At 67.2% G+C, this 25,102-nt stretch carries 19 protein-coding genes; 6 read left to right on the top strand and 13 right to left on the bottom strand.

The window, feature by feature from the left end; translation table 11 throughout:
• Window positions 1-9: 9 nt before the first annotated feature.
• From G9E11_RS06550 to G9E11_RS06530, 5 genes are all read right to left on the bottom strand, one after another.
• Complete coding sequence (locus G9E11_RS06550; RefSeq protein ID WP_190604050.1) at window positions 10-429, bottom strand: nuclear transport factor 2 family protein; 420 nt, start codon at window positions 427-429, stop codon at window positions 10-12.
• Entirely contained in the window at window positions 429-599 is a 171-nt protein-coding gene (locus G9E11_RS06545) for a hypothetical protein (protein WP_190604048.1), read from the bottom strand. Before G9E11_RS06545 ends, G9E11_RS06550 begins: the two co-directional genes overlap by 1 nt.
• Before the next feature lie 399 nt (window positions 600-998).
• On the bottom strand, window positions 999-2,039 hold the full coding sequence (locus G9E11_RS06540; RefSeq protein WP_190604045.1) for a hypothetical protein: 1,041 nt from the start codon (window positions 2,037-2,039) through the stop codon (window positions 999-1,001).
• A 119-nt stretch (window positions 2,040-2,158) separates the two neighbouring features.
• Window positions 2,159-3,340: an MFS transporter gene (locus G9E11_RS06535; RefSeq protein WP_190604236.1), complete on the bottom strand. Its 1,182-nt coding sequence runs from the start codon at window positions 3,338-3,340 to the stop codon at window positions 2,159-2,161.
• 215 nt (window positions 3,341-3,555) lie between these two features.
• Entirely contained in the window at window positions 3,556-4,596 is a 1,041-nt protein-coding gene (locus G9E11_RS06530) for an NAD(P)-dependent alcohol dehydrogenase (protein ID WP_190604044.1), read from the bottom strand.
• Window positions 4,597-4,852: 256 nt separating this feature from the next.
• Between G9E11_RS06530 and G9E11_RS06525 the strand changes: the two genes are divergently transcribed.
• Window positions 4,853-5,587, top strand: coding sequence for an SDR family NAD(P)-dependent oxidoreductase (locus G9E11_RS06525; RefSeq protein ID WP_190604042.1), 735 nt, complete (start codon window positions 4,853-4,855; stop codon window positions 5,585-5,587).
• Between the two features lie 85 nt (window positions 5,588-5,672).
• Here G9E11_RS06525 and G9E11_RS06520 read toward each other — a convergent pair whose 3' ends face one another.
• From G9E11_RS06520 to G9E11_RS06510, 3 genes are all read right to left on the bottom strand, one after another.
• On the bottom strand, window positions 5,673-8,222 hold the full coding sequence (locus G9E11_RS06520) for a bifunctional lysylphosphatidylglycerol flippase/synthetase MprF (RefSeq protein ID WP_190604040.1): 2,550 nt from the start codon (window positions 8,220-8,222) through the stop codon (window positions 5,673-5,675).
• A 70-nt stretch (window positions 8,223-8,292) separates the two neighbouring features.
• The gene (locus G9E11_RS06515) at window positions 8,293-8,682 is read right to left on the bottom strand and encodes a DUF1622 domain-containing protein (protein ID WP_190604038.1); all 390 of its coding nucleotides are present in this window, start codon (window positions 8,680-8,682) and stop codon (window positions 8,293-8,295) included.
• 192 nt (window positions 8,683-8,874) lie between these two features.
• Window positions 8,875-10,128 (bottom strand): multicopper oxidase domain-containing protein, encoded by a 1,254-nt coding sequence (locus tag G9E11_RS06510; protein WP_190604036.1) that lies wholly within the window; start codon window positions 10,126-10,128, stop codon window positions 8,875-8,877.
• 393 nt (window positions 10,129-10,521) lie between these two features.
• Between G9E11_RS06510 and G9E11_RS06505 the strand changes: the two genes are divergently transcribed.
• Complete coding sequence (locus G9E11_RS06505) at window positions 10,522-12,213, top strand: hypothetical protein (RefSeq protein WP_190604034.1); 1,692 nt, start codon at window positions 10,522-10,524, stop codon at window positions 12,211-12,213.
• A gap of 28 nt (window positions 12,214-12,241) precedes the next feature.
• Window positions 12,242-12,769, top strand: coding sequence for a hypothetical protein (locus tag G9E11_RS06500; protein WP_190604032.1), 528 nt, complete (start codon window positions 12,242-12,244; stop codon window positions 12,767-12,769).
• Window positions 12,770-13,202: 433 nt separating this feature from the next.
• Here the strand turns inward: G9E11_RS06500 and G9E11_RS06495 are convergent, their stop codons facing one another.
• Window positions 13,203-13,673, bottom strand: a complete 471-nt coding sequence (locus tag G9E11_RS06495; RefSeq protein ID WP_190604030.1) for a hypothetical protein — start codon at window positions 13,671-13,673, stop codon at window positions 13,203-13,205.
• Window positions 13,674-13,986: 313 nt separating this feature from the next.
• Here G9E11_RS06495 and G9E11_RS06490 point away from each other — a divergent pair, with 313 nt between their 5' ends.
• On the top strand, window positions 13,987-14,805 hold the full coding sequence (locus tag G9E11_RS06490) for an SGNH/GDSL hydrolase family protein (RefSeq protein WP_311764307.1): 819 nt from the start codon (window positions 13,987-13,989) through the stop codon (window positions 14,803-14,805).
• Between the two features lie 319 nt (window positions 14,806-15,124).
• Here G9E11_RS06490 and G9E11_RS06485 read toward each other — a convergent pair whose 3' ends face one another.
• Complete coding sequence (locus G9E11_RS06485; protein ID WP_190604028.1) at window positions 15,125-16,030, bottom strand: trypsin-like serine protease; 906 nt, start codon at window positions 16,028-16,030, stop codon at window positions 15,125-15,127.
• A gap of 201 nt (window positions 16,031-16,231) precedes the next feature.
• On the opposite strand from G9E11_RS06485, the gene G9E11_RS06480 reads away from it, so the two are divergent.
• Window positions 16,232-17,509, top strand: coding sequence for a glycosyltransferase (locus tag G9E11_RS06480; protein ID WP_190604027.1), 1,278 nt, complete (start codon window positions 16,232-16,234; stop codon window positions 17,507-17,509).
• On the opposite strand, the gene G9E11_RS06475 is transcribed toward G9E11_RS06480, so the two are convergent.
• Complete coding sequence (locus G9E11_RS06475) at window positions 17,506-18,147, bottom strand: DUF305 domain-containing protein (protein ID WP_190604025.1); 642 nt, start codon at window positions 18,145-18,147, stop codon at window positions 17,506-17,508. The two genes, G9E11_RS06480 and G9E11_RS06475, sit on opposite strands and share 4 nt — an antisense overlap.
• A 72-nt stretch (window positions 18,148-18,219) precedes the next feature.
• Window positions 18,220-20,331 carry a copper-translocating P-type ATPase gene (locus tag G9E11_RS06470; RefSeq protein ID WP_190604023.1) on the bottom strand — a complete coding sequence of 704 codons (2,112 nt, stop codon included), beginning with the start codon at window positions 20,329-20,331 and terminating at the stop codon, window positions 18,220-18,222.
• A gap of 409 nt (window positions 20,332-20,740) precedes the next feature.
• Between G9E11_RS06470 and G9E11_RS06465 the strand changes: the two genes are divergently transcribed.
• Window positions 20,741-21,418 carry a class I SAM-dependent methyltransferase gene (locus tag G9E11_RS06465; RefSeq protein WP_190604022.1) on the top strand — a complete coding sequence of 226 codons (678 nt, stop codon included), beginning with the start codon at window positions 20,741-20,743 and terminating at the stop codon, window positions 21,416-21,418.
• A gap of 124 nt (window positions 21,419-21,542) precedes the next feature.
• Here G9E11_RS06465 and G9E11_RS06460 read toward each other — a convergent pair whose 3' ends face one another.
• Window positions 21,543-25,013 (bottom strand): chitobiase/beta-hexosaminidase C-terminal domain-containing protein, encoded by a 3,471-nt coding sequence (locus G9E11_RS06460; RefSeq protein ID WP_190604020.1) that lies wholly within the window; start codon window positions 25,011-25,013, stop codon window positions 21,543-21,545.
• Between the last annotated feature and the right edge of the window lie 89 nt (window positions 25,014-25,102).

Raw genomic sequence — 25,102 nt, 5'->3', positions numbered from 1 at the left:
CCGCGCAGGTCAGTCCCGTGGATTGTCCGGCGTCCGGCCGGACATGGAGTGCACGGCTGCCTCGATGCCTTCCTCGTCGTTTTCGAGTTCCTCCATGTAGAGCCGGCCCGCCGTTATGAGGCCTTCGGTGATTTCGAAGATGATCACTCCACGGGCACGGAACCGCTGCCCGTCTGCGCGGTTTCCGGTCCAGTCCCATTCGCTCCAGGTGGTGTTCCCGTCATCGACTGAACCAAGCAGCTCCGTGTGGATGTCGGGAATCCCGGCGAATATTGCCTGCCAGTTCGCATGCATCTGCGCGCGGCCAACGAAGGCCCTGCCCGGGTGGGCAGGTTGGCTGCTGCGGTAGTCATGATGGAACAGTGCGGCGGCCGCCTCGAGGTCGTGGGCATTCAGCGCCGCCACCAGGCGGTCTACAACCTCGCTCATCAGTCCGCTGCTTTGCGCTCGTCCGCCGCTTGGTCGGACTCGGGCTCCTTGAGGCGTTCCTCGTCGGTATTTTCAGGCGCGACGACGGGAGAGAATGCGTCGGCGAGGCCGTCCCTGGTGCTTTTGTCCTTGTCAGCCGCCGGAGCATCGTCGGCTGGAACATCGCTCATTTCCTCACCATAGGACGCGCCATCGCGACTGTCGAGGACGGCGGACTTTGAAGGGAGGCGGCTGAATGGGCGGCGGCTGAAATTAAGGGACGGCGGCGGCTGGGGGGGCCGCCTTGGTCTCAGACAGGCGACACCGCCGCCGGCCCAGCTCCGGTGATCGATTTAATTATCGTCCGGCCCCGGCCAAAAGAGAAGTGGGAGTTTGCGCTTGAATACAACCCCTAGATCGGGTGGCCCGAGGCGCGGAAACCGGCACGTTGTCCATCCTTTTTCCAAGTCCAGGCGCCCAAAATCAACGTGTCCCCACGGCAGAGCGCGCCAAGTCGAAGGCCGCGGGGCACGGCAGCCGGAACCGCGAGCATTCCCCCCAGAACCCGGGTCCGGCTGCCGTTCAATGCCCTAGATAAACTTCCGTACCCGGGTCCACCCCGGATCGCGGGTGTGGGCCACCTGGACTTCTTGTCGGGCCCGGGCGAACCCGTCGAAGCTGTCCCGTCCGTTCTGGTCCTCGGAGTCGCTGTAGTAGTGCAGGACGCGGAGTCCGTTGGACGTTTCTGAGCACACGAGCGTGCCGCGGGGCCCGAGCACCGCGTCCAGGTCCTTTTCGAGGTGGAGCAGTCCGAGCAGTGCCTCCCCGTCCGGCAGGCCATCGTCCGGCAGTCCGTCATTCCCGGTCCGCCGGTAGCTGATCCGGACAGCCGTGTGCAGGTCCAGTAGCGGGTGGTCAATCCATCGCAAGGGCCTCAGGGCGCAGACAATCACACGATGTCCCGAGGACGTTTTGGCCTCCCGCATCGTCCAGCGGGGATTCGAGTTCCGGGCGGCCACCGCCTGAAAAAATTCAGGCACGACGGCGGCTGGCTGGCTGTCGCGGGGATCGGCCCGGGCCACGTTGATGACGCCGACCCATCGCTGGACATCGTCCTCGCCGATCAGCCAGTCCACCAGCAGGCGTCCCGCCTGGCGGCAGTCTTTGGTGCTCATTGCCTTGAAAGCCGGGTGGTAAACCGTCAGTTCGGCCAGGGCGCTTCGGTTGTCCCAGTCCACCGCAATCCGGGCCAGCCCCAGGTCCACCGGTTGCGCCAGGCCCTCGAGGGTGCCCGTGACCATGCGGGGTTGTGACTCCCTGGCTGCGGCGAATTCCCAGCTCTCAGTGGGCGCAGGAGCCGCCCGCCGCCACCGCTCGGCCAGGACCCGCAGCCGGGGGTCGCCACCGCCCGTGACGCAGAGCCGGTGCCGCGAACGGGCGCCCGGGCCGGTCTCCCAGTTGAGCTCCGGGTGTATTGCCATCACCATGGCGCCGATGATTTCCGGGAGGTCGCCGTAAACGCCGCTCATGACGGCTGCCGTGATCAGGCCGGCTCCCGCTACGGACCACCACCGCCAGAAGGCGCCTACAGCTTCCGTTTCCAGCCGGCTGCTCCGCCGCACCGAATCCATGGGACCTCCTCGTTGACGCCACACGATGCTGTGACAGGATCGTGCAGCACCAGACTCAAGAAGGGGGCACTTTAGCCACAGGATCTGCGCAGGAGTTTGACCGGGGGCCCAACTGCGAGTTACTTGGGTGAACGGGACAGACGAACCTCGCGGGGACCGGCCGGGTACCCGCGGTGGCGGCTGGCGAAGATGATTACCAGGGCCACCGCCAGCGGAACTGCCGCCGCGAGTGGCACCATCAGCGCGCCGACCGTGTTCAGGGCCAGGGCACCGTATGCCGCACCGACGGCGATGCCCAGCTGGATGGTCACCACGGCAAGTCCGTTGGCGGCATCCTTATGCTCACCGCCCGCGCGAAGGATTGCTGCCTGGTTGTAGATGCCGGTCGCCCCGAAGGTGATGCCCCAGAGGGTCAGGAGCGTGAGCGCCCCGGTCCACGTGCCGCCGAGCGCGGGCAGGAGGGTGAAGCTCGCCAGGAGTAGCGCCACCCCGGTCAGCACGGCGCCCCGGGGACGCGCGTCCGCCGTGAGGCCGGCGATCCAGATCCCCACGAGGCTGGCGACGCCGATGACGGACAGCGAGATGCCGGTGGCGGTGATGGGCAGGCCCGCGGCCAGGATGAACGGTGCGATGTAGGTGAACAAGGCGAAGTGGCCCAGGAGCAGCAGCGGCCAGGCGGTCGCGACGGCGATGACCCCGGGCAGCGCCATGGCTGCGCGCATTGACGGCGCCGAGTCCCGGTCAGCGTCGGAAGCCGGAGGCAGCAAACGAATGGCCAGCAAAGCCAGAAGCGCTGCGACACCGGCCAGCACAAGGAAAGAGGCGCGCCAGGACAACACGGACCCCATCAACGTGCCGAGCGGTGCACCGACCGCGAGGGCGAAGCTGTTGCCGCTGAACACAATAGCCATGGCCTTGCCCACAGAATGCGCCGGCACGATCCGTGCAACATAAGGGGCCATGCTGGACCAGAGCAGGCCGTGGGCCACGCCGCCGAGGAGCCTGGCGGCAATGGCCAGGCTCAGGTTGGGGCTGGCGGACAGCAGCACGTTGCTCAGCGCGAAGGCAAGCACCGTCACGATCAGCAGGGTCTTGCGTGGCATCCGCGCACCGAGGAACCTCGACAGGGGGAGTGCCGTGATGACGATGACGGCGGCGTAGGCAGCGGTCAGCGAGCCGACGGCCGATTCCTCCACGCCCAGCTCGCTGCTGATCTGGGGGAGCAGCCCGGACGGCAGGAGTTCGGTGGTGACGGCGGTGAAGCCGGCCATGGCCAGGATGAGCAGGCCTGCCCGCGGGATCCTGGCGGCGGGGACCGGCGCACTGGATGCGCCGGAGCGGGTGGCTGAGTTAGTGCGTGGGGTTAGAGTCGGGGTTTCGGAGCCGGAGAGGTCTTGGGTCACGTATGTTCCTGAAAGTTTCGTAATTGGTGTCGTCTGTCCGCTGCCCCGGGGTGGAACGGACGACGGCGGGCCGGCCCCTTTAGGGACCGGCCCGCCGTCGGGCGTTAATCGCCTTAGAAGGTGGCGGTGTCAATCACGAAGCGGTAGCGCACGTCCGAGGCGAGGACGCGCTCGTAGGCTTCGTTGATCTTGCTGGCCGGAATGACCTCGATCTCGGCGCCGATGCCGTGTTCGGCACAGAAGTCGAGCATCTCCTGGGTTTCGCGGATGCCGCCGATCATGGAACCGGCGAAGGCGCGGCGTCCGCCGATCAGCGCAAACGCGTTGACCGGGAGCGGCTCGGCCGGGGCACCGACGTTGACCAGCGTGCCGTCGAGGGACAGCAGCTGCAGGTAGGAGCTGATGTCAATCGAGGCGCTGACCGTGTTGATGATCAGGTCGAAGCTGCCGGCGAGGGTCTCGAAGGTGCCGGCGTCGCTCGTGGCGTAGTAATGGTCCGCGCCCAGGCGCAGACCGTCTTCCTGCTTCTTGAGGGACTGGGACAGCACGGTGACTTCGGCGCCCATGGCGTGCGCCAGCTTGACGGCCATGTGGCCAAGGCCGCCGAGGCCGACGATGGCGACCTTCTTGCCGGGGCCGGCGCCCCAGTGGCGCAAGGGGGAATAGGTGGTGATGCCGGCGCACAAAAGGGGAGCGGCGACGTCGAGCTCGATGCCCTCAGGGATGGTGACAACGAAGTCCTCGGTGACCACAACGTGGGTGGAGTAGCCGCCCTGGGTGATGGTGCCGTCGCGGTCCACGGCGCCGTACGTGCCGACATTTCCTTTGAGGCAGTACTGCTCCTCGCCGGCCAGGCAGTTGGCGCACTCCCTGCAGGAGTTGACCATGCAGCCGACGCCCACCCGGTCGCCAACCTTGTGGCGGGTCACCTCGGAGCCCACCTCGGTGACGAAGCCGGCGATTTCGTGGCCGGGTGCCAGCGGGTACTGCTGCGGGCCCCAGTCGCCGCGGACGGTGTGGATGTCGGAGTGGCAGATGCCGGCGTACTTGATTTCGATGAGGACGTCGCGCGGACCCACTTCACGGCGTTCGATGGTGGTGGGGATGAGGTCCTCGGAAGCGGAGGGCGCGGCGTAAGCGTTGACGGTAGGCATAGTTCTCCTGTTTGTCGGTGTGGTGGAACGGGCCGCAGATGAAAGGGATCGGCCGTTTCTTTCATCTACTAAACCCCATCGCCGTGGCGTGAGGCAGACCCTGCTGTAAGGGGTAACCACGGGGACCCCAAGTCTCTTCCCGACTGTGGCGGACAGCACGGGATTGGTACATATCCACCCTACTGAGACTGTGGCTGCCGAGGGAGGCCCTGTCAGTGCCTGCCAGGCGCCGGGGTGTCCCGGCTACTGTGAAAGAGTGGCGAGAATATTCATCACCGGTTCTGCCGGGGGACTCGGCCTGAATGCTGCCCGGGCGCTGCTTCAGCAGGGCCACGAAGTGGTGCTGCATGCCAGGGACGAGTCGCGCCTGGCAAGTGCCGGCGGGGTCAGGGACCAGGCTGTGGGGACCGTCGTCGGAGATCTGGCCCGCCTGACCGAGACGGCAGGTGTGGCGGAACAGGCCGACCAGTTTGGCCCGTTCGATGCCGTCATCCATAACGCCGGCGTGTACAGCGGCAACCAGGTCTTTGCCGTGAACACCGTCGCGCCGTACGTTCTGACCGCGCTCATGGCCCGGCCGCGGCGCATTGTGTACATCAGCAGCGGCATGCACCGGTCCGGCTCGGCTCACCTTCGGGGCGTCGACTGGACCAACGCGGCCACGCGGCCGGCAGCCTACTCGGACAGCAAGCTATATGTCACGGCGCTCGCGGCCGCGGTGGCCAACCGTTGGCCCGACGTCGAAAGCAACACGGTCGATCCGGGCTGGGTACCCACCCGGATGGGCGGCCGCAGCGCGCCCGATGACCTGGAGCTGGGGCACGTCACGCAGGTGTGGCTGGCCACCCGGGAGTCTGCTGACGGCCACGTGTCCGGAGGGTACTGGTTCCATCAGCAGCGCCGGGAACCCCATCCGGCCGTGAAGGACAAGGCGTTCCAGGCGGAGCTGCTCGACGCGCTGGAACGGCACACGGGCTTCAGGCTCAAGTAGCGCCCGTGAGCCCAAGTAAGTAGCAGCTGAGGGCGTTCCCAGCGCTGGGAACGCCCTCAGCTGCTACCGAGTTGGGTGAGTTCGGTCAGCGGAGGGTGAGGAGGCCGCGCACCAGGGTGAGGCCCTGGCCCAGGTTGATCGACGGCAGGTATGCGCGGGTGATGGCGTTGGCGATCGCGGGCAGGGCAGCCGCGTCCGGATACAGCAGGTACATGGGCTCGTAGTCCGGCTTGAACTTCGCCTTGAACGCCAGCAGGGACCTGAACCCGTACACCGGTTCCAGGGCTGCGCCGAGCCAGTCGAGCATCCGGTCCAGGGCGCGGTTTGCGTCGGCTGAGGCGGCAACGGACGAAGCAGGCACCCGCGCCAGCGGCGCACCGGACAGGCTCATGAATTCGCAGCCCTCGTCCTGCAGGCTCAGCGCGGCCGACGCGATAAGGAAGTCGATGCTCGCCCGGAAGCCGTCACCGCGCCGCCGCATGAAGTCGAGCGTCCAGCCCACCACGTATCCGTTGCGGTACACCGGCAGCCACGACGCCACCGCGTGCACGGTGTGGTCGGCGTCGATCGCCAGCAGGCAGCGGACCTCGGGGTCGTCCAGCTCGTCCAGGCTGCCCAGCGTGAAGCCCATCTCCGGGACCTTCCTGTCCGCCACCCATTCCTCGGAAATGGCCTCGATCTGCGCCTGGACAGCAAGAGGCGCCTGGGCAAACGTGGTCCACTCGGCGCGGATGCCCGCCTTCGCCGCCCGGTTCAGCGCGGTGCGGATGTCCTGGAACTTTTTGCCGCGGAAGGACACCTCGTCCAGCCGCAGCACGGTTTCCTGCGCCACCTGCACCGAGCCCCAGCCCAGCGATTCGGCCATGCCGCGGAGCTCGTCGGGCACGAAGTAGAAGCACGGCGTCCACCCGTTGAACTGGCAGTGACGGGCGAACTCCGTGAACGCGGCTTCCCGGCCGGCCGGCGGACCAACGGGCGGCCCGAGCGCCACGGCCACCCCGCCGAGCACGCGGTATGCGATAAAGCTCGACCCGGCGAACCAGTAGCTGTTCCCGCTCCACGTGGTCATCCAGGAGAGCGAGCCGCCGCCGTGCGACTTGAGGATGCGCCGGGCCCGCTCCTCGTCCGCGCTGTGCCGGCCGTGGGCCGGACGCAGGAACGTGCGGAGCAGCAGTGTTCCGGTCCACGCCCAGAACACGACGCCGATGCTTTCGTAAAGGACGACGGCGGCGGTGCTTTCGGGGAAGAACGCCGGTGAGCGGTCCACCAGGAAGCCGAGGGGCAGGAACCTGTCCGGGACGTCGGCCAGAAGCTGAGGCAGGCCGGGCACGGGAGTGAAACCGTCCGCCAAAGCCAGGCCCAGGCCCACATAGGCGAGGCTCAGCAGAACCAGGGCAACCAGCACGCGGCGCGCCAGCCGCAGGTACGTTCCGCGCGGAGCCCTCACCGGGAACAGGTTCCGGCCGGCCAGCAGGAGCACTGCCAGGAAGACGGGCAGGAGCATCGGCAGCACCAGGCTGAGCGGGTGCGAGTAGCCCTGCAGCTCGATCCCGCCCACACCCTCGCGGGCGGCTGAACCCGGAGGCGGCGGCAGCAGCACGCCGGCGATGGTGACGGCCGCCAGCAGGGACAGCGAGGCCTGGATGGAGAGCGCGCCCGCCCACGCGAACCGCCGCCCCCGCCGCAGGCCGTCAGCGAAGAGGAGCAGCAGGAACGACGGCAGGATGGCCATGAAGATTCCGCCCGCCCCGGCCCGCAGCTGCAGCTGAGCGGCGGCGCAGTCCCTGAGATCGGCCTGGCGGGAGCAGGACGCCTGCAGCGCCGCGGGGTCCACCGGCTGGATGTTGGTGAACAGGAACTTCAGCACAGAGAGAGGTCCGACGGCGTGCGGCGCCAGTCCTGCCACCACGGGTCCGACTGCAGCTACCGTGAGGAGCAGTGCCACGAGGATCCGGGCCTCGTGCCGGGAGACGGCGGGCCTGCCGAAGCGCGGCCGGCGGCCCTGCAGCACCGGGCCGAGCAGCCCTCCCGCCGCCGCCGCCCCGAGCCGGACCAGGTCCTCGAAGCCGCCGGCGTACATCGCAAACAGCAGCAGCACGGCGAGGAGAACCACTCGGATCCGGCGCCGCCACAGGGTGGTGAGAGAAGCCGTGGCAGCCATCGCGGCCGCGCAGGCCAGTGCGCTCGGCCCCACAAAGAAGTGCCCGCTCAGGTCGCGGATCCAGCTCCCCATCAGGCCGCGGGCGGCCGCGAGAAACCCCAGCGTTGCGACGATGCCCAGCACGTGACCGCCGATCGCGGCCAACGTGAATTTCAGGGATCCCAGACGTCGCTCCAGCGGCAGCCCGGCAAGAAGCACCACGAGTGTGCCCACGACGTACCCGGCCAGGTCCCGCTCCCAGAAGGCGGAGAGCAACAGGGCCCACCAGTGGTCCGGCACCGAACGCGAGGTGACAGCAACGTGGGGCAGAAGGAACGGCGGCGGCCCGGAGCGGATGCTGGCGGACAAAGCGCCGGCGGCCCAGAAGAGGACAACGAAGGTGAGGGTGGCGGGGGAGCCCCGCAGTACCCGGGCCCACCCCGCAGGCGACCGGTGGCCGAAGGGTACCCGTCGTCCCTGGTCCGGCTGCCGCATGGGTGGAGGGCTCCTTTCGAAGGGCTATTCGATTGTTCCACAAGAAGAAGGAATAGGGCCCAGGGCTTCCTCAAGCGCTTCCGCTGACGGCAGATGCGCTGGAAGGCTCTTTCTGCCAGGGCCATCTCCCAGTGATCTCCAGCTCCAACGAAAAGCTCAGGAAGGTGCGTATCAGGACAATCACGGCCAGGACCCCCACGCTCTCGAAAGTTGGTGTCACAGCCACCGTGCGGATGATGTCGGCAGCGACCAGGAGCTCGAGGCCAAGGAGTATGGACCGGCCCAGAAGCTGCCGGTACTGCCGGTACACGGATATGCCTTTCCGCCTGTCAACGCTCCGGGGAAAGTTCCGTCCCCGCGCCGCCAAGGGCACCGAAATGACGGCGCCGATGACCATGACGGCCACTCCCGCGAAGTCGAGGTACTGCCCGGCGGTCTCAATGATTTGCCTGAAATCCATTCAGTTTCCACTGCTTCCATATCGAACCGCGACTTCCTAATCGACAGTAACCTTATCGGCCTGCTACCTCACTTCCGGGGAACCATCTCGGTGCGGGTACACGCCAAAGCCCAACTGACTCGCAGTTGTTGTCGTTATGGGCGTTCAAAACGACATTAATTGCGAGTCAGTTGGGCCGGGAGGGAAAGGAGGCTAATGGGTCGCGGTGTGGTCAGGAGCCGCCTGGGTCACCCCGCCCTCGGTGCCGTCGGCGTTGAGGACCCGGTATCGGGTGATCATGCCGGCGCTGATGTGGTCGTTGACGTGGCAGTGGAAGAGCCAGGTTCCCACGTCGTCCGGGACCATGTCCGCCACCACCATGCTGGCCGGCAGGAGGTTGACCACGTCGGTGCGCATGCCTAGCGCCGTCACCGTGTTGCCGTGCCAGTGCGGCGTGTGCAGATCCACTTCCGTGCCCATTCCCATCAGGTACCAGCGCACCCGCTCGCCCTTCTTCATGGTCAGGGCTTCCACCGGTTCGTTGCCGTAGACGTAGCCGTTGATGGAGTGCATGAGGTTGCTCTCGCCGAACTCCTCGTCATCAACGTTCACGGTGGCCGGCTTGCCCGTGAACTTGGCGATGTTGCGCTCCAGGTAGGGGCTGGCGTTCTCATCGCTGACCTTGAACTGCAGGAAGAACTCGCGGTCGACGTCGTTCGGGGTGCCGTCCGCGCGGGCCGCGCTGGCCTTGGTGATCACCATGGGTCCCACGAGTCCCGAGTAGTCGTCGGCCACCTCGTCGGTGTGGGAGTGGTACATCCACATCACGGAGCTGCCGTCCATGGGTCCCGGGCCGGCGCGCTCGGGTACCTCGTAGCTGTAGGTGTACGTGGCACCGGGGGCCACGCCGTCGTCGTTCTTCGCAGCGCCGGACGTGCCGTCCGCGTAGGGGGCGCCCTCGCTGCTCTTGTCGTAGAACACGCCGTGGACGTGGACCGACGCCGGCCGGTCCAGGTTGTTCTTGAAGACCACCTTGATGGTGTCCCCGACGACGCCGCGGATCACCGGGCCCTGGTAGCCCAGGTGCTCCTCGGCGGGGGTCCGCTTCTTAAGCGTCTTGAACGTTGTGTCGGTGTAGGCCTGGTAGAGGGACTTGATGTACGTGCTGCCGATCCGGTCCGGCCCCTGTTTGGTGAACACCGAGGCGTCCTCGTCGAAGGGTTCGCCGGTGATCTGGTTCTTGCCCGAGGGAGCGTAGTTCCACTCAACCTCGTTCGCCGCGATGTAGTACGTGCGGGTCTGCGGCACGTAGGTAACGGCGGCGCTCACCTTCGCGGTGGCCGGACCCGATGAAAACAGCAGCGGTGCCAGCGCGGCCAGGATGCCCAGCAGAATGGTGCCGATGACCCATGCCGACGGCGCCGCTTGAGACCGTGGCCGCTCCGTGAATAGCCCATGGTTGTCCATGGCGTTCCTCCCCTGAATTGGTTGCCCACCACAACGGTTGGCTCGAATGGCAGCAACGTAGGGCCGCCCAGTTGGGAAATTCTTGGGGCCCTCAGGCTAGTGGGTGGACCACCACCCAGCTGGGGGAAGCGGCGAAGTCCGGCGCAGGGTTTTTCCAAGCGTCCAGGAAGATGGTTGGCTTCGGCAACCAAATGTTGCCTTTGCTGCCCCGGCAAACACAACGTCCGACGTCGGCCCGCACCACGTGCGGTCCACGCGCCAGAGCATGTCATCACCGCATTGCGACGCACCCTCATGAGCGCAGGAAACCCGCTCCTGCACGCCCCATCCAGGAACAGTTCCGCCCAGGAACAGTTCCGCCCAGGAACAACGGCACCTCCGAAAGGACCAGCCATGAGGACCACCAACGTTCGGCCCAGCACGCTTCGAAAAGTTACTATTCTCTGCGCCGCCGCCGGCCTGATCGCCACCGGCGGCGTGGGCACGGCCCTGGCCAAGGGCGGCGGTGGCGGAACAGCCAAGCCGCCCAAGGGGATCGTCTCCCCATGGGTGGTTCCCACGCTGGCCACCCCTGCCTTCTCCGTCCCCGCGGCGCAGCTGCACGGCTTCGACGACACCGGCCTTGCCCGCAACGCCACCGTGGACGGCGCGGCCTGCCCCACGGCGGACCCGGCTGATTTCGGCGGCACCGTCACCGTCAACGGCGTCGTCATCACCATCCCCTGCAACCTCATCGTCCAGATGCCGGCCAACACGCTGAGCTGGGCCGACTTCGTGCACGGCACCGGCGGCAGTGCACCACTGGGCATCGACGGCCTGGAACTGAGGGCCGTGGGCAACACCGTCGGAACGAAGCACATCGCCGGCCTGGCCTTCGTCTCGCAGCAGTCGGCCAACACCGGCCGCGGCGTAATCACGGGGATCGACTACGCGAATGGTGCCCTGAAAATCGCCAACGCGGCCGGCGGCACCGTCACTGTGCAGCTGAACGACCCCAAGATTGCCGGCCTGCATGACAGCGCCGGGGCGGACACCGGCCGGTTCAGCAGCGGACAGTCGCCCGACAACCGCTTCAGTGTGGACCAGGACAATCCCACAATCCACGCCGGCACCGGCTACCCCATGTGCGTCCCGCGCACGGATCCCAGCGTGAAGGACGATCCGCTCTGCCCCCAGAAGAACCGGCCGCTCGCCCCGGGCTGCCGCAACTTCAGCATCGCCGGCGTTGCCCTGCCGGCCAGCGGCGAACTCAGCGCACCCGCGGCCGGCCAGAAGTACTGCTCGCAGTATGTGATGCCGGCCTTCACCGGACTTCCGACGACGGGCCAGGACGCGTCGCAGCAGGCGCCGTTCGAGGTGGGGGACACCGTGGACTACTCGGGCACCCTAATCCACGGCACCGAGGACTACATCTCGGCACACACCGTGGAGGCCAACCTGGGCATCTACACCCAGCCCGGCACCCAGCCCAGCTACCTGGCCATTGGCGAGTTCGGCGTCGGCACCGCGGATCCGTTGGCGACGGCAGTCAACGGCGCAGCCCAGGAAACCCAGGACCGGATGTTCCTCGAGGCCGAGACCACGGACGTCAAGACCGCCGTCGACATCTACTACGAGGACCGCAACACCGACGGCTCGGTACGCAACCGCTGGATCACGCCGTTTGAGATGACCGGCGAGAACGGCGTTCCGATCAGCGGCCCCACCGGCGGCATCACCACGCAGAACACTGGGGCCCAGCCGCAGCGGGCCCGGCTGCGTGCCACCAAGGCGCCGAACGGACTGTTGAGCCAGCCGGACCGGACCGTCCGGGTGGGGGTGCGCAGCCTGTGCCTGCCCACCCCGGTGAACGTCGCCACCACCACCATCAACCAGGCCGCGCTGGACATGTGCTTCAAGAACGCGCCCACCCGCGCCAACGGGCTCCAGCCGGGGCAGTACATTGCGCCGGTGTTCGAGTACATCTTCCCGGAGAACGTAATGCCGGGCGATCCGATCGTGCCGAACGACCTCTGGCACCTGCCGTTCCTGGTGAACGGCGAGGGCGCTGGCAACGCTGCGGCCCTGGTGCCGTCGCCGTGGTGACCCTCACCGTGGTCGGCGGCCGGCTCCCATGAACCGCTCGCTACTTCTGTGGCGGGGGCTCGCTTCGGCGGTCCTCGCCACTGCCGCGCTAGGCGGCTGCAGCCCGGCGTCGCAGGTAACGCCGCCGCCGGTGACGGAGCAGCCGTCGGCTCCGGTCCCGCCGTCGCCCTCCATAAACGGGAGTACGACGGCGGGCGCGGCGCCTGCTCAGGCCGGCGGCCGACGCCGGGGTTCAGGCGGTGACGGTGAAGGCGGAGACAGTGCCCGCGCCGTACCGTCCTTACCCGCCGGCTGGCCGGCTGACGTTCCTGTTCCGCCCGGCCGGCTGCAGGGCTCGGGCGGCACCGCCGGAGCATGGACCGCGCTGCTGACGGTGTCCGGCGGCGCGGACCAGGCGCTCACGGCGGCCGAGGTGTTTTACGAGTCGAACGGCTTTACCCGGGCCGGCAGCGGGCAGTTGCGCAAGAGCCCGTACGCAATCGTGATGGTGGCGCGGAACAGGGACCACTCGGCGGCGCAGACGGACCTGACGGTCTCGCTGGGCAGAGCCGAGTAGAAGCAGGCATCACGAAGGGCTGGGCCCGGGTTATGCGGGCAGAGCTATGAACAGGCGGCGTCTGCTGAAGATTCCTCGGCTGCGCCGTTTTGCCAGCCGTTTTGCCAAAAAGGCCGCCTCCGCGTTCTCGCACCGCCGTTTTACCAAAAAGGGCCGCTTCGAAGCCTCCTTGACTCGTCGATTTGCCAATAAGGGCCGCTGAGAAGCCACTTCAAGCGGCACGTTTTGGCGAAAAGGCGAACAGCGAGGACGAAACAGCCTTTCCGCCGGGCCCGGAAATGCATGGGGGACATTGCGGGCCCGGCGCCTGAACCTGCCATCACTTGCCCCGTGATAGCCGGCCTTTGCGAGTGAGACAACTCTGTCCTGCCTGGCTTGGGGAAAGCTGGGGGCAGCTTGGGGAGCCGCCGGACGGTCGCTGAATGCCGTCCGGCTAGCCGCCCCACACGGAGAACGAGCCGGAATGCCCGGTGATGACGCTCTGGTAGATGACGAAGAGGCCGGCGAGCACGCCCAGGGTAAGGGCAGCGAGCCGGGCCGGGCGGGCGCGCTGGAGCCCGGCGAGCGCGGGGGTCCGCTCGGCCAGCGGCGCGAAGGTGGCGGCCACCATCAGCACCACAACAAAGAAGAAGACGACGGCGGCGATCTTCAGGATGTCGCCCTGCCGGGCGTGCGCCTGGATGGCATCGGTGGCGCCCCGGGTCTCCTGCAGCTGCTCACCCGCCTGCGCGGTGATGAGCGCCATCGGGGCAAGGATCAGTGCCAGCACGCCGAGCGGCCAGGCGAGATATCGGCGGGTCCGGCCGGCCAGTCCGTAGACGACGGCGCCCAGGCCGGCGAGCGGCCCGAAGACGACGACGCCGTGGATCAGGAGAATGTGAGCCGGAAGGCCGCCGATCAGCATTTGGAGACTCCTTGCAGGTCAGAGGGGCGCAGGTGCCTTGAATCTAACATCGGGGGAGTCGATGACCTATGGGGTGTGGTCAACCTGTTTGCGAGGCCATCCCGCCTGCCGACTCATAGGCCCGGCGGAAATATTTCACAAAGGAGGAACTTTTCAGGAATTTCCCGCGGGGCTCGAACGTTCCTTGGATAACGCCACAGGCGTACCGCGCCAGGGGCGCAAGGGAGAGGACGAGGCGATGAAAAACATCGGCCACTTTGGACCCCGGAACTTCGCTGCGGATGCGACGGCCCCACACCCATGGAGCCGGTATGTGGCAATCGGAGATTCGTTTACCGAGGGTGTCGGCGACCCCGAGGAACGCTGCGCCGGAGGGCTCCGGGGCTGGGCGGACCGGGTGGCAGAGGAGCTCAGCGCTGAGCGGAAAGACTTTGCCTACGCCAATCTCGCCATCCGTGGCCTGCTGCTGGACCAGATTCTTGACCGGCAGACCGAGCCCGCAATGGAGCTGAAGCCGGACCTGATCACGCTGTCGGCCGGCGGGAACGACATGATTTTCCACCGCACCGACCCGGACAAGCTGGCGGCCAAGCTGGAGGCCGGTGTTGAACGGCTGAGTGCCACCGGTGCCACCATCATGCTGTTCGCCGGGCCGGACTGGCGGCGCACGCCCATCCTGGGGCGGAGCCGCTCCCGGATCGCCATCTTCAACGAGAACATCCGGATCGTCGCCGCCGCGCACGACTGTCTGCTGGTGGACCTGTGGACGCTGCCCGGGCTCAGGGATCCGCGGATGTGGGATCCGGACCGGCTGCACTTCTCGCCGCTGGGCCACCACACCATCGCCATGCAGGTGCTGGACACCCTGCAGGTGCATCATTCGCTCCAGCCGCTGGAGCCAAAGGCCCTGCCGCACAGCAACTGGCGCGACGCCAGGGCCGGGGACCTGGCCTGGGCCCGCACCTACTTCCTGCCCTGGGCGTGGCAGCGCATCACGCCCCCGCGCATTCCCCTGCCGGGTGTCCACGACCATCCGGCGCCCGCGCCCCTGCTGCCGAAGCGGCCGGTGTTTGCGCCGGTTTATGCCGTGCGGACCGTTGCGGTGAAGGCCGTGGCTGAGTTCCTGGCGTAGCGCCCTGAGGCCGGGCGGCGGTTTTGGTGAGCGTACGACGGCGGCTGGCCGGCCGCCGTCGTACGTGTCCGGCGGCGGGTGGTGCGGAAGCTTCGCTCCGTCGCCGAGGAGATCATCGCCGGCTACTCGGCGACGCAGGATCCGGCCGCCCACTTCGAGGACTGACGCGAAAAAGCCCCGCACCACTCGTGAAGAGGCGGTGTGGGGCTTGTCCGTGGGCGGCTACCGACCTGGGGAATCGGAGGCCGCCCCCGCAAAAGTTACCCTACGGTAACCAGTGTTCCAAATGTGTAATTGTCTGTGGCGAGCACGGCCCGGCCTACAGCGCCGCGACGACGATATCCGCGGCCTCGATCTTGGCGGTGGCGGTGATCCAGTCGATCACGTCCTGCCGGTCCGTGCGGTAGGAGAAGTTCGTTCCCTTGCAGTACCTGTTGTGGTTGAACGAGGTGATGCCCGTGATGATGTTGGACTCGGCCGTGCCATAGAACAGCGGCCCGCCGGAGTCGGCGGTGCAGGTGCCGCCGAAACCCTTGCCGTTGCCGTTGGTCTGGACGTTGTAGCCGTCGGCGCTCGCGCTGGTGAGGTTCGTCAGCTTGGACTCGGCCATGAGCCGCTCCCGGAAGGAGGTATCGGAAACCGGGTTGACCTCGGAAATTCCGTAGCCGCTCACGGTGAAGGTTGTTTCCTGCTGACCGCGCCTGGTGGCGAGGGCGTCCAGGGTCCCCGGTGCCGCGAGGCGCGCGTACTCCTCGAGCACGATGGGCTGCTCCAGGATCACCAGGCCGACGTCCTTCGTTTCGGGGACCTCGGCCATGCTGGTGTAGCCGTAGTTGTACAGTTTGTGCGACTCCGCGCACTCCGTTCCCAGCGTTCCGTCCGTGCAGGGGCCCGGGTAGCCGGTGTCCGGATCCGTTCCGGTTTCAGGGCTCCAGTCCGCGCCGGCGTCCTGCTGGAAGTAGACCCGCGCCGAGGAACCGACGGCGGTGCAGTGCCCTGCGGTCAGGAACACGGTGGGCGTCAGCAGGGAGCCCGAGCACCTGTGGTGGAACTCGCCGCCCGGACCGTAGAAAACAACCAGCCCCACGAAGGGGTGCTCCGTGTCCTTGGCATAATCGCCGGTGACCGCACCGGCCGGGACGGCCATGGTCAGAGCCAGCACCGCAGCAACGGCCAGCACGACGGCAGCACCGCCGCGCGCGCGTAGTTTCTTCCAAATGCGCATACAAGCCCCAGCTTCCTAATGCACGGACGGCCGGCAGCGCACGTCGGAGTGCGCTGCAGGCGCCAAACAGGTGAGTCACCGCCCAAATGTGGCGGTGACTTAAAGTACCACCCGGGGGCGGTACCGCGGCGCGTGGATGTCGCGGCGCCGGCGCCGCGGCTAGGGCTATTTTCCGGGCGCCGCAGGCCATATGCTCCAGCCATGCCATCAGTCATCGTTTGCAGCGGCCCCCACGACGGCCACGTTTCGCCCATGCTCGGAGTCGCACGCCGCCTGATTGACCGCGGCCACAGGGTGCGGTTCCTGACCGGCCCCGCCTACGAGGACGCCGTCAAGGCCATCGGTGCCGAGTTCCTGCCGCTGGGACCGGGCGCCCAATACGCCACTGAATCCAGCGCGGCCACCGGCGTCCAGGCGATCCGCGATGGCATCCGCGGGCTGGTGATTGAGCCTGCCCGCGGCCAGTATCTGCCGCTGGAGGCGGCGGTCGCGGCGGAACCGACGGACGCGGTCCTGGCGGAGGTCACCTTCGTGGGCGCGGCCACGCTGTCCAGGCTTCCGCGCAACAAGCGGCCCCCGATCATCGCCTGCGGCATCCTGCCGCTGACGCTGTCCAGCCAGGATTGTGCCCCCTACGGCTCCGGCCTGGCGCCCGGCAAGGGAGCGGGCGCCCGGCTGAGGAACCGGGCAATGAACTGGCTGGTCTCCAATGTGGTGCTGAAGGACAGCCAGCGGCAGGTGGACGCCCTGACCCGCGAACTGGTGGGAGTGGGGCTGGACGGGCTGTTCATCCTGGACTGGGCCCGCCGCACTGAACTCATCGCCCAGTTCACGGTGGAGGAGTTCGAGTACCCGCGTTCGGACGCGCCGGGCAACCTGCGCTTCTTCGGGCCGATGTCCCGCCATGCCGCCTCCGCCTCCGTGACACCCAAGCCGGGCTGGTGGGGCGAGCTCGATGGCTCCCGCCCGGTGGTTTACGTGACGCAGGGGACCGTCTCCAACGAGGACTTCACGGCCTTGGTGGGTCCCACGCTCGAGGGGCTGGCCGGGGAGGACGTGACCGTGGTCGTCAGCACCGGCCGCCGCCCGCTCGGCTCCCTTCCGCCACTCCCGGCCAATGCCCGCGCCGCCGAATTCCTCCCGGACGCGGAGCTCCTGCCGAAGGTCGACGTCTACGTCACGAACGGCGGCTACGGCGGCCTGCATTACGCCATGGAAAACGGGGTGCCCATCGTGGTCGCCGGAGATACCGAGGACAAACCGGAAGGGGCCGCCCGTGTGGCCTGGGCCGGCGTCGGGATTAACCTCAAGACCGGCCGGCCCAAGCCGGAGGCCGTCCGCGAGGCCGTGCGGGAGGTTCTTGGCGATGGCCGCTACCGGGCGGGAAGCCAGCGGATCGGGGCGGCGATTGCCGCTTCCCCCGGGGTGGACGGGCTCATCGACGAGATGGAAGCGATGCTGCGGAAGGTGCCAGATTAGAGCTTGGCCAACAGCGCCTGCATTTCCTGTATTTCGGCCTCCTGCGCGGTGACGATGGCCTTGCTGAGGCTCACGGCGTTGGAGTTCTTCCCGCCGGCGGTTTCGGTTTTGGCCATCATGATCGCGCCTTCGTGGTGGGCGATCATCTGGGTGAGGAAGAGCTTTGCCGCTTCGGTGCCCTGGGCGGCGTCGAGCTTTTTCATGTCCGCGTCGCTCATCATGCCAGCCATGCCGCCCGTGCCGTGGGTGGACATGGCGTGCCCGGTGGGGGCCTGGGTGGGCTCGTTCCAGCTGGTGAGCCACCCGGTCATTGTTTCGATTTCCGGTCCCTGCGCGGCCTTGATCTTGGTGGCCAGCGCGGTCACCTCCGCGGGGATGTCCTTCTTGGCCAGCATCATGTCGCTCATCTCCACCGCCTGCGCGTGGTGGGGGATCATCATCTGGGCGAACATGACGTCGGCGGCGTTGTGCTCAGCGGCGGCAGCGGCGGAACTGCTGGCCGGCCCGGAGGTAGAGCTGCTTTCGGCGCCGGTTGTTGAGGTGCCCGTGGAGCCGGGCCCTGTTCCGGTGGAGCATCCGGCGAGGGCAAGGGTCGCGGCGAGGGCAGTGGCGGATAGGGTCAGAAACTTCGTGGTCATGGAAATCAGGTCCTTTATTTATCGTCAGGGCGCTGCATGGTCAGAGTGCGGCGGCGCTATGTGTCCCCGGGCTCACCGAGCCTGGGACGGGTTCAGTTTCACCCGGCGCAGCAGCTGGGCGTTCAGGGCCACGACGATCGTGGAGGCCGACATCAGCACCGCCCCGGCGGCCGGTGACAGGACGACCCCGGCGAATGCCAGCACCCCGGCGGCCAGCGGCACCGAGAGCACGTTGTAGCCGGTGGCCCAGACCAGGTTCTGCCACATCTTCCGGTAGCTGGCCCGGGACAGGTCCACCATGGACAGCACCGCCCGCGGATCGTTGCCAGCCAGCACCACGCCTGCCGATTCCATCGCGACGTCGGTCCCGGCACCGATCGCGATGCCGACCTCCGCGCGGGCCAGTGCCGGGGAGTCGTTCACGCCGTCGCCGACCATGGCAACCTTCAGCCCGCGGGCCTGAAGCTCGGCGACCTTCCTATCCTTGTCCGCAGGCAGGACTTCGGCGAAGACCTCGTCAATGTCCAGCTCGGCGGCCACTGACGCTGCGACCTGCCGGGCGTCGCCGGTGACCATTGCCACCTTGATGCCGCGGCTCTGCAGGGCGGCCACGGCCTGGCGTGATTCGTCACGGACGGCGTCCTCCAGGCTCACCGCACCGAGGATCCGGTCGCCGTCGATGACGTGCAGCACCGCAGCGCCGCGGTCCATCCAGCCCCGCGTGGAGGCTGCCAGGTCCGCCGGCTCGGTGATTCCGGATTCCCGAAGCAGTGCCGGTCCGCCCACCGCCAGCGTCCTGCCCTCAACGGTTGCGCGGACACCTCGGCCCGTCATGGACGTGAAGCCAGTGGCACGGGGAACGCGGAGTCCCTGGTGCCGTGCTGCACGGACGATCGCCCGCGCAACGGGGTGTTCGCTGTCGGACTCGACGGCTGCCGCCAGGGCCAGGAGTTCGTCCCGGCTCGTGCCTTCAACTGCGCTTGCGTCCTTGAGTTCGGGTTCGCCTTTGGTGAGGGTGCCGGTCTTGTCGAACAGGACGACGTCGATGGTCCGCATCCGTTCCAGGGCCATCCGGTTCTTGATCAGCACCCCCGCACGGGCGGCCTGCTCGGTGGAAATTGCGATCACCAGGGGGATGGCAAGGCCCAGGGCATGCGGGCAGGCGATCACCAGCACGGTGACCGTGCGGGTCACGGCATCAGGAACGCTGCCCAGCAGGGTCCAGACAATGAAGGTGATGACGCCGGCGCCGGCGGCGAAGTAGAACAGGAAGGCCGCGGCGCGGTCGGCCAGGGCCTGCGCCCGGGACGAGGAGGCCTGGGCCTCGGCGACGAGGCGCTGAATGCCGGCCAGGGCAGTGTCGTCCCCGACGGCGGTAACCCGGACCCGGACCGTGTTATCCGTCGCGACCGTCCCGGCGACAACCGGGTCGCCGGCGGAACGGGTGACGGTCTTGGACTCGCCCGTGATCATTGATTCGTCGAATTCGGCCGTGCCGTCGGTCACGGTGCCGTCGGCCGGCATCCGGGCGCCGGAGCGGACCAGGACCAGGTCCCCGGCGCGGAGCTCTGCGACGCTGACGGTTTCGGTGCCCGCATCAGTAATGCGTTCGGCTTCGTCGGGCAGCAGTGCCGCCAACGCATCCAGGGCGCCCTGCGCCGAGCCCAGGGCGCGCATTTCGATCCAGTGGCCGAGCAGCATGATGGCCACCAGCAGGGCCAGCTCCCACCAGAAGTCCAGATCGAAACCGCCAATGCCGAGACTGGTCACCCAGGATGCCACGAAGGCGACGCTGATGGCCATCCCGATCAGCAGCATCATCCCGGGCTGCCGGGACTTCAGCTCGTTCAGTCCGCCCTTCAGGAACGGCATACCGCCGTAGACGAAGATGACCGTGCCCAGGACGGGCGGGATCCACGCCGCCCCGGGGAATTCGGGCGGCATGTAGCCGAGAAGGTGCGCGAACATCGGGCTGAAGTACACCACCGGAACTGCCAGGGCCAGTGTCAGCCAGAACCGGTTCTTGAACATCGCCGTGCTGTGCCCGGCATGCTGGCCGTGGGCGTGGACCATGTGGTCGTCATGGGCGCCGTGTTCCGCGTGTTCAGCCATTGCCGTCCGCGGGGACGGATGTGAGGTGTGGTCTTGCAACGGCAGATCAAGGCTCTTGTTTGGTTCACGCATGTCAGTTCCATTCCACGAAGACGGATGGGTGCGCTGGGGTTGAACGGCTGTGACGGGGAGGGAAACCCCTGGACATACCACTTCACTGACAACATAAAGAAATATACCCCCCGGGGGTATATTCGTCAAGGGGTTGGCTTGTCGTTGTTCGGGGGCGGCCGCGCGAGAGGTGGCGAGTCGGGATGTCGGTGACGCGCTCGACTTTCCCGTGAGAAGCTGTGCCCAGCACCAAATGCTCGCAGGGGGAAACATGCTTGGAATAGCCGCGGCCGTTCTCTGGTTCGCGGCGCCGGCGATGCTCATCGCAACGGCGGTACTGGATCATCCGCTTAGGGGTTAAGCACGGCCTCAGGTCGTATGACGCGGAAAAGCTCGAAGCTCAGAGACAGCGCTATGAGGAGACAACGGCATGGACAACGAAGGGGACCTGACCCGCGGCGGTGCGCTGAAGCACCTGCAGCATCCGCGGTTCGCCCGCGCCTACGCGCGCGCCGTCGAGCGGATGAACCGCCGCGGAGCCACCGAACACCGCCGCCGCATGCTGGCCGGCCTGCACGGGACAGTGATTGAGATCGGTGCGGGGGACGGATCCGCCTTTGCGCTCTACCCGCCCGCAGTCACGCACGTCCTGGCGCTGGAGCCCGACGATTACCTCCGAAGCCTCGCCCTGAACCGCGCCGTTACCGCCCCCGTCAAAGTGACGGTGAAACCGGCTGCAGCCGAGCGGATCCCGGCCGACGACGGCAGTGCGGATGCCGTCGTCGCCAGCCTTGTGCTGTGCAGCGTCGCGGACCAGGCAGCCGTCCTCGCGGAAGTCCGGCGCGTCCTGCGCCCCGGCGGGACCCTGGCCTACTACGAACACGTCCGCTCTGACCGCCCTGTCCTGGCCGCCGTCGAAGATCTGCTCACGCCGGCATGGCAGCGCCTGGCCGGCGGGTGCCACCCCAACCGGGACACGCTCGCCGCCATCACCGCGGCCGGATTCACCATCCGGGACAGCCAGCGCTTCGGCTTCGCCGTCCAGTCGCTGACCCCTCCGGTGGCCCACATTCTGGGTCAGGCCACCAGTTCGGGACCGCCTGAGTGACCGCGCTGGCATAGCGTATGCGGGCCGATCAGGCGGCCTACCCGTTAAAGCGGACAGCGGCCCCCGGCCGGATTACCGGCAGGGGGCCGCTGTGCTTGTTCGGATGTGGGTGGTCAGGAAGGGATCAGAAGATGTCCTTCATGATGTTCCAGCCCCAGCCGACCTTCTTCTTCGGCTGCACATGTCCGTTGCCCTTGCCGGCATAGAGCCACAGGTTGCCGGTCTTGTCCCGGGCGATCAGATCCTTCTTGCCGTCGCCGCTGAAGTCGCCGGGTCCCATCAGCAGGCTCATGCTGTTCCAGCCCACGCCGATGTTCTTCTTTGGCATCACGAAGCCGTTGCCCTTGCCGGCGTAAAGCCACAGGTTGCCGGCCTTGTCGCGGGCAACCAGGTCAGCCTTGCCGTCGCTGGTGGTGTCGCCGACTCCGACAATCGTCATGCTGTTCCAGCCCGAGCCGATCTTCTTTTTGGGCGCATACTTGCCACTGTCATCACCGGCGTAGAGCCAGAGGGCGCCGGCCTTGTCACGGGCCACCAGGTCGGGTTTGCGGTCACCGCTGAGGTCGCCGGGGGCAACAATGCTGGTCATGATGTTCCAGCCCCCACTGATCTGCTTTTTCGCTGCGAACCGGCCGGTGCCGGAACCTGCGTAAACCCACAGTTTGCCGCCCGCGTCGCGTGCCACCAGGTCAGCCTTGCCATCGCTGTTGGTGTCGCCGGCGCTGACCACGCTGGTCATGCTGTTCCAGCCCTGGCCGGCCTGCTTCTTGGGCAAGAAGCCGCCCTTGCCGTTGCCGGGGTACAGCCACAGCCTGCCGGACGTGTCCGTCGAGATGAGATCGGCCTTGGAGTCGCCGTTGAAATCCTGGCCGGTGGCGTCCGTCGTTACAGGTTCTTCGACCGGCGGAACAACCGGTGTGCCACCACCGGGGGTTTCGCCGCCGGGGGTGCCGCCACCGGTTCCTGCGGCCGCGGTCCAGCTGCCGATGCTGCTGGCGTTGCCGGCGGTATCGATGGCCATGGCCCGCAGGGTCTGGCCAGCCGCGAGTTGCACCGGTGCCGAGTAGCGGGTGATGTCGGCTGTCGGCTCCGAGCCGTCCAGGGTGAAGAAGATGGATGCATCCTCATTGGCCGACAGTGTCACGGCGGTGCCGGCCGGGACCTCGCTACCCTCGACATTGGCGGTGAGGGCCGGTGCTGTCTTGTCCACGGTGAACGTTTCCGTCTTCACTTCGGAAGCGATTCCAAAGGTCACGGCGATGAACTTCAGAGTGGTCACGCCCTCAGTGGTGATGGGAATCGGTTCCGTGTACAGCGTGCTGGCCGTCGTCGGGTCCGTGCCGTCGGTGGTGAAGAAGATCTGCGCATTCGCCGGAGTGGCCGTCAGCGCCACGAGCTGGTCGGTGGCAAACACGCCGCCCGTCGTGGTTGCCGTGGGAGTGGGCGCCACGGGTGCGGTCGCACCAGTCTTGCGGCCCTGGACCACGAACTGGTCGGTCTCGCCGAGGACCTCCGGGTCGGCCAGTACCTCGCCCCCGGCTGAGACAATCTTCTCGATCTTGAAGACATTCGTGGCATAGGGGCTGCCGGTCACGGCGTGCGGCGTGGTGCCGTCGCCGAGGTAGCCTTCAGGCGCACCTTCGGTCCAACGGAGGAACGGTCCGATCCTGGTCTCCAGCATCCCGGAGAAGTCGCCGGTGGAGTTCAGGGCGCCCAGGTCTTCCGTGTAGTTGATGTTGCCGTCGATGTCCGCCGTCAGTTCGAGGACGCCGTAGGGGTGCGTGAACCGGTAGGTGGCGCCGGGTTCGAAGACTGCGTCGCCGGTGACGCGGACCCGGCCGAAGCCGATCTGTGCTTTGTCCTGAACGGCGTCCGCCCCGAAGGCCGCCTCCGAGGCCAGAGTCAGCCGGATGTCCTCGGCGCCCACCGTTACTTCGGCGTCGGACGAGAACCAGAACGCCTCTCCCGGGAAGTTGTCAGGCCAGGATGTCGGCTGCGCCGGATCGGGCAGGACATCGACCACTGGGCACAGCGGGTCATTAAGACACAGGTCCAGCTGGATCGGGTCCTGGCCTACCCCGCCGTTGTCCTTCAGCCACAGGGGGAAACCGTGCTCGCCAAGCGGGCCGACCTCGGACAGGTTGCGGACCTTGAACGGGAACGAACGTACCTCGCCCGCGGTTCCGGTGGCCGGGTCGATGGCGACCGCCCGGATGGTGGTCGACATGGCCAGGGGGATCGGACCGGTGTACTCGCGGGTGGAGCCGGCCGGTTCACCTTCCTCCGTCAGGCCTGGGACCGTACCGTCAGTCGTGTAGTAGATGTCCGGTGCGACGGACGGGTTGTTCGTGGTCCCCGTGAAGGTTACGGTCTGCGGTCCCGCAAGGGGTCCTGCGGCCGCGTTCGGACTGGCCTCGAGCCAGGGCCGGGTAGCGTCGAGTTCGTATTCTTCGGTGTAGACGGCGGTGGCCTTCTCGTTGTTCTCAAGGTCCACTGCCATGTACTTCAGGGTTGTCAGGCCCGGTGTGGCCAGCTCGACGGCGGCTGCCGCAGCTATGTCGCCCGCGGCAGGCACGAATTCCGTACCTCTGACGGTGCCGTCTTCGTTGAAGCCAGGATCGGTGCCGTCCGTCGTGTAGATGATCTTCGCCTTGTCGGGCAGGGAAGCCTGGATCTTGACCGTCTGCTTGGAGTTATAGACGCCTCCAGGCTTGTCTACCCCGGCTTTCAAGGTGGCGATTTTGCCCTGCACGGCAAACAGGTCCGTCCGGGCGCTCGCGGCGTTGCCGGCCCCGTTCGGGCCCGACACCTGGAAGTAGTCTGTGCCCTTGGGGCTGCCCACCACCGCATGTTCAACGTTCGGGTCGCCGATGAAGCCTTCCGGCGCGGCCGGTGCCACGGCCGGGTCCCAGCGCAGGTAGGGGCCGAGGCGTCCGTTCGACGGCTCGTTCCAGGTGCACGGTTGCTGCATACAGCCGATGTCTTCGGTGAAGCGGATCCGGCCTCTGTCGTCTGCGGTCAGGACTTCAACCCCGTACGGGTGGGTGAAGGTGTACTGCTGGCCCGGCACCCCGTCGTCGAGCCGTAGCCGTAGCCGGGCAAACCCGTTCTGCTGGCCTTGGGCCACGGACCCAAGGCTGGCAAAAGCCGCTTCCTGGGCCATGATCAGACGCGCTGATTCGCCGCCAGGCATTGTCAGCGATGATTCGGCAGACCACCAGAAGGATTCTTCCGGGAAGTTCCCGGGAATTGCCAGCGGCTGGCTCGGATCGTAGTCGATGCCGATAACCGGGCAGTCCTGGGCGTCAAGACACAGTTCCAGCCGGACGGGGTCCAGCCCCTTGGCCGCATCTCCGCCGTCGGCGTACCAGTACGGATAGCCGTTGGTCGGATCGAGCGGGCCCACACCAGCGGGACCCGCGGGTAGGGCCGCCGGCAGAATTCCCGCCACCGCCGCGAGCGACAGTCCCGAACCTCCGGCCGGCAGTGCCGCGACGGCCGGCGGCAGGACGCTCAGCCCAGACAGCATGACGGCGCCCACGACTGCCGCGCCCAGTGCGCTGCGGCGTTTTGCGGTGCGGTTTTTGGACCGCACGATTTTGTCTTGATGCCCAACTCTCATGGTGTGCCCCCCTGTTGGCATATTTGCTGACGGGGGCAGTGAAAAATCATGTGTAATTGAGC

It is taken from the genome of Arthrobacter ipis, assembly GCF_014694315.1.
Lineage (GTDB): Bacteria > Actinomycetota > Actinomycetes > Actinomycetales > Micrococcaceae > Arthrobacter > Arthrobacter ipis.
The sequence above is the reverse complement of the archived record's forward strand: the minus strand, read 5'-3'. Positions and strand labels throughout refer to the sequence as shown.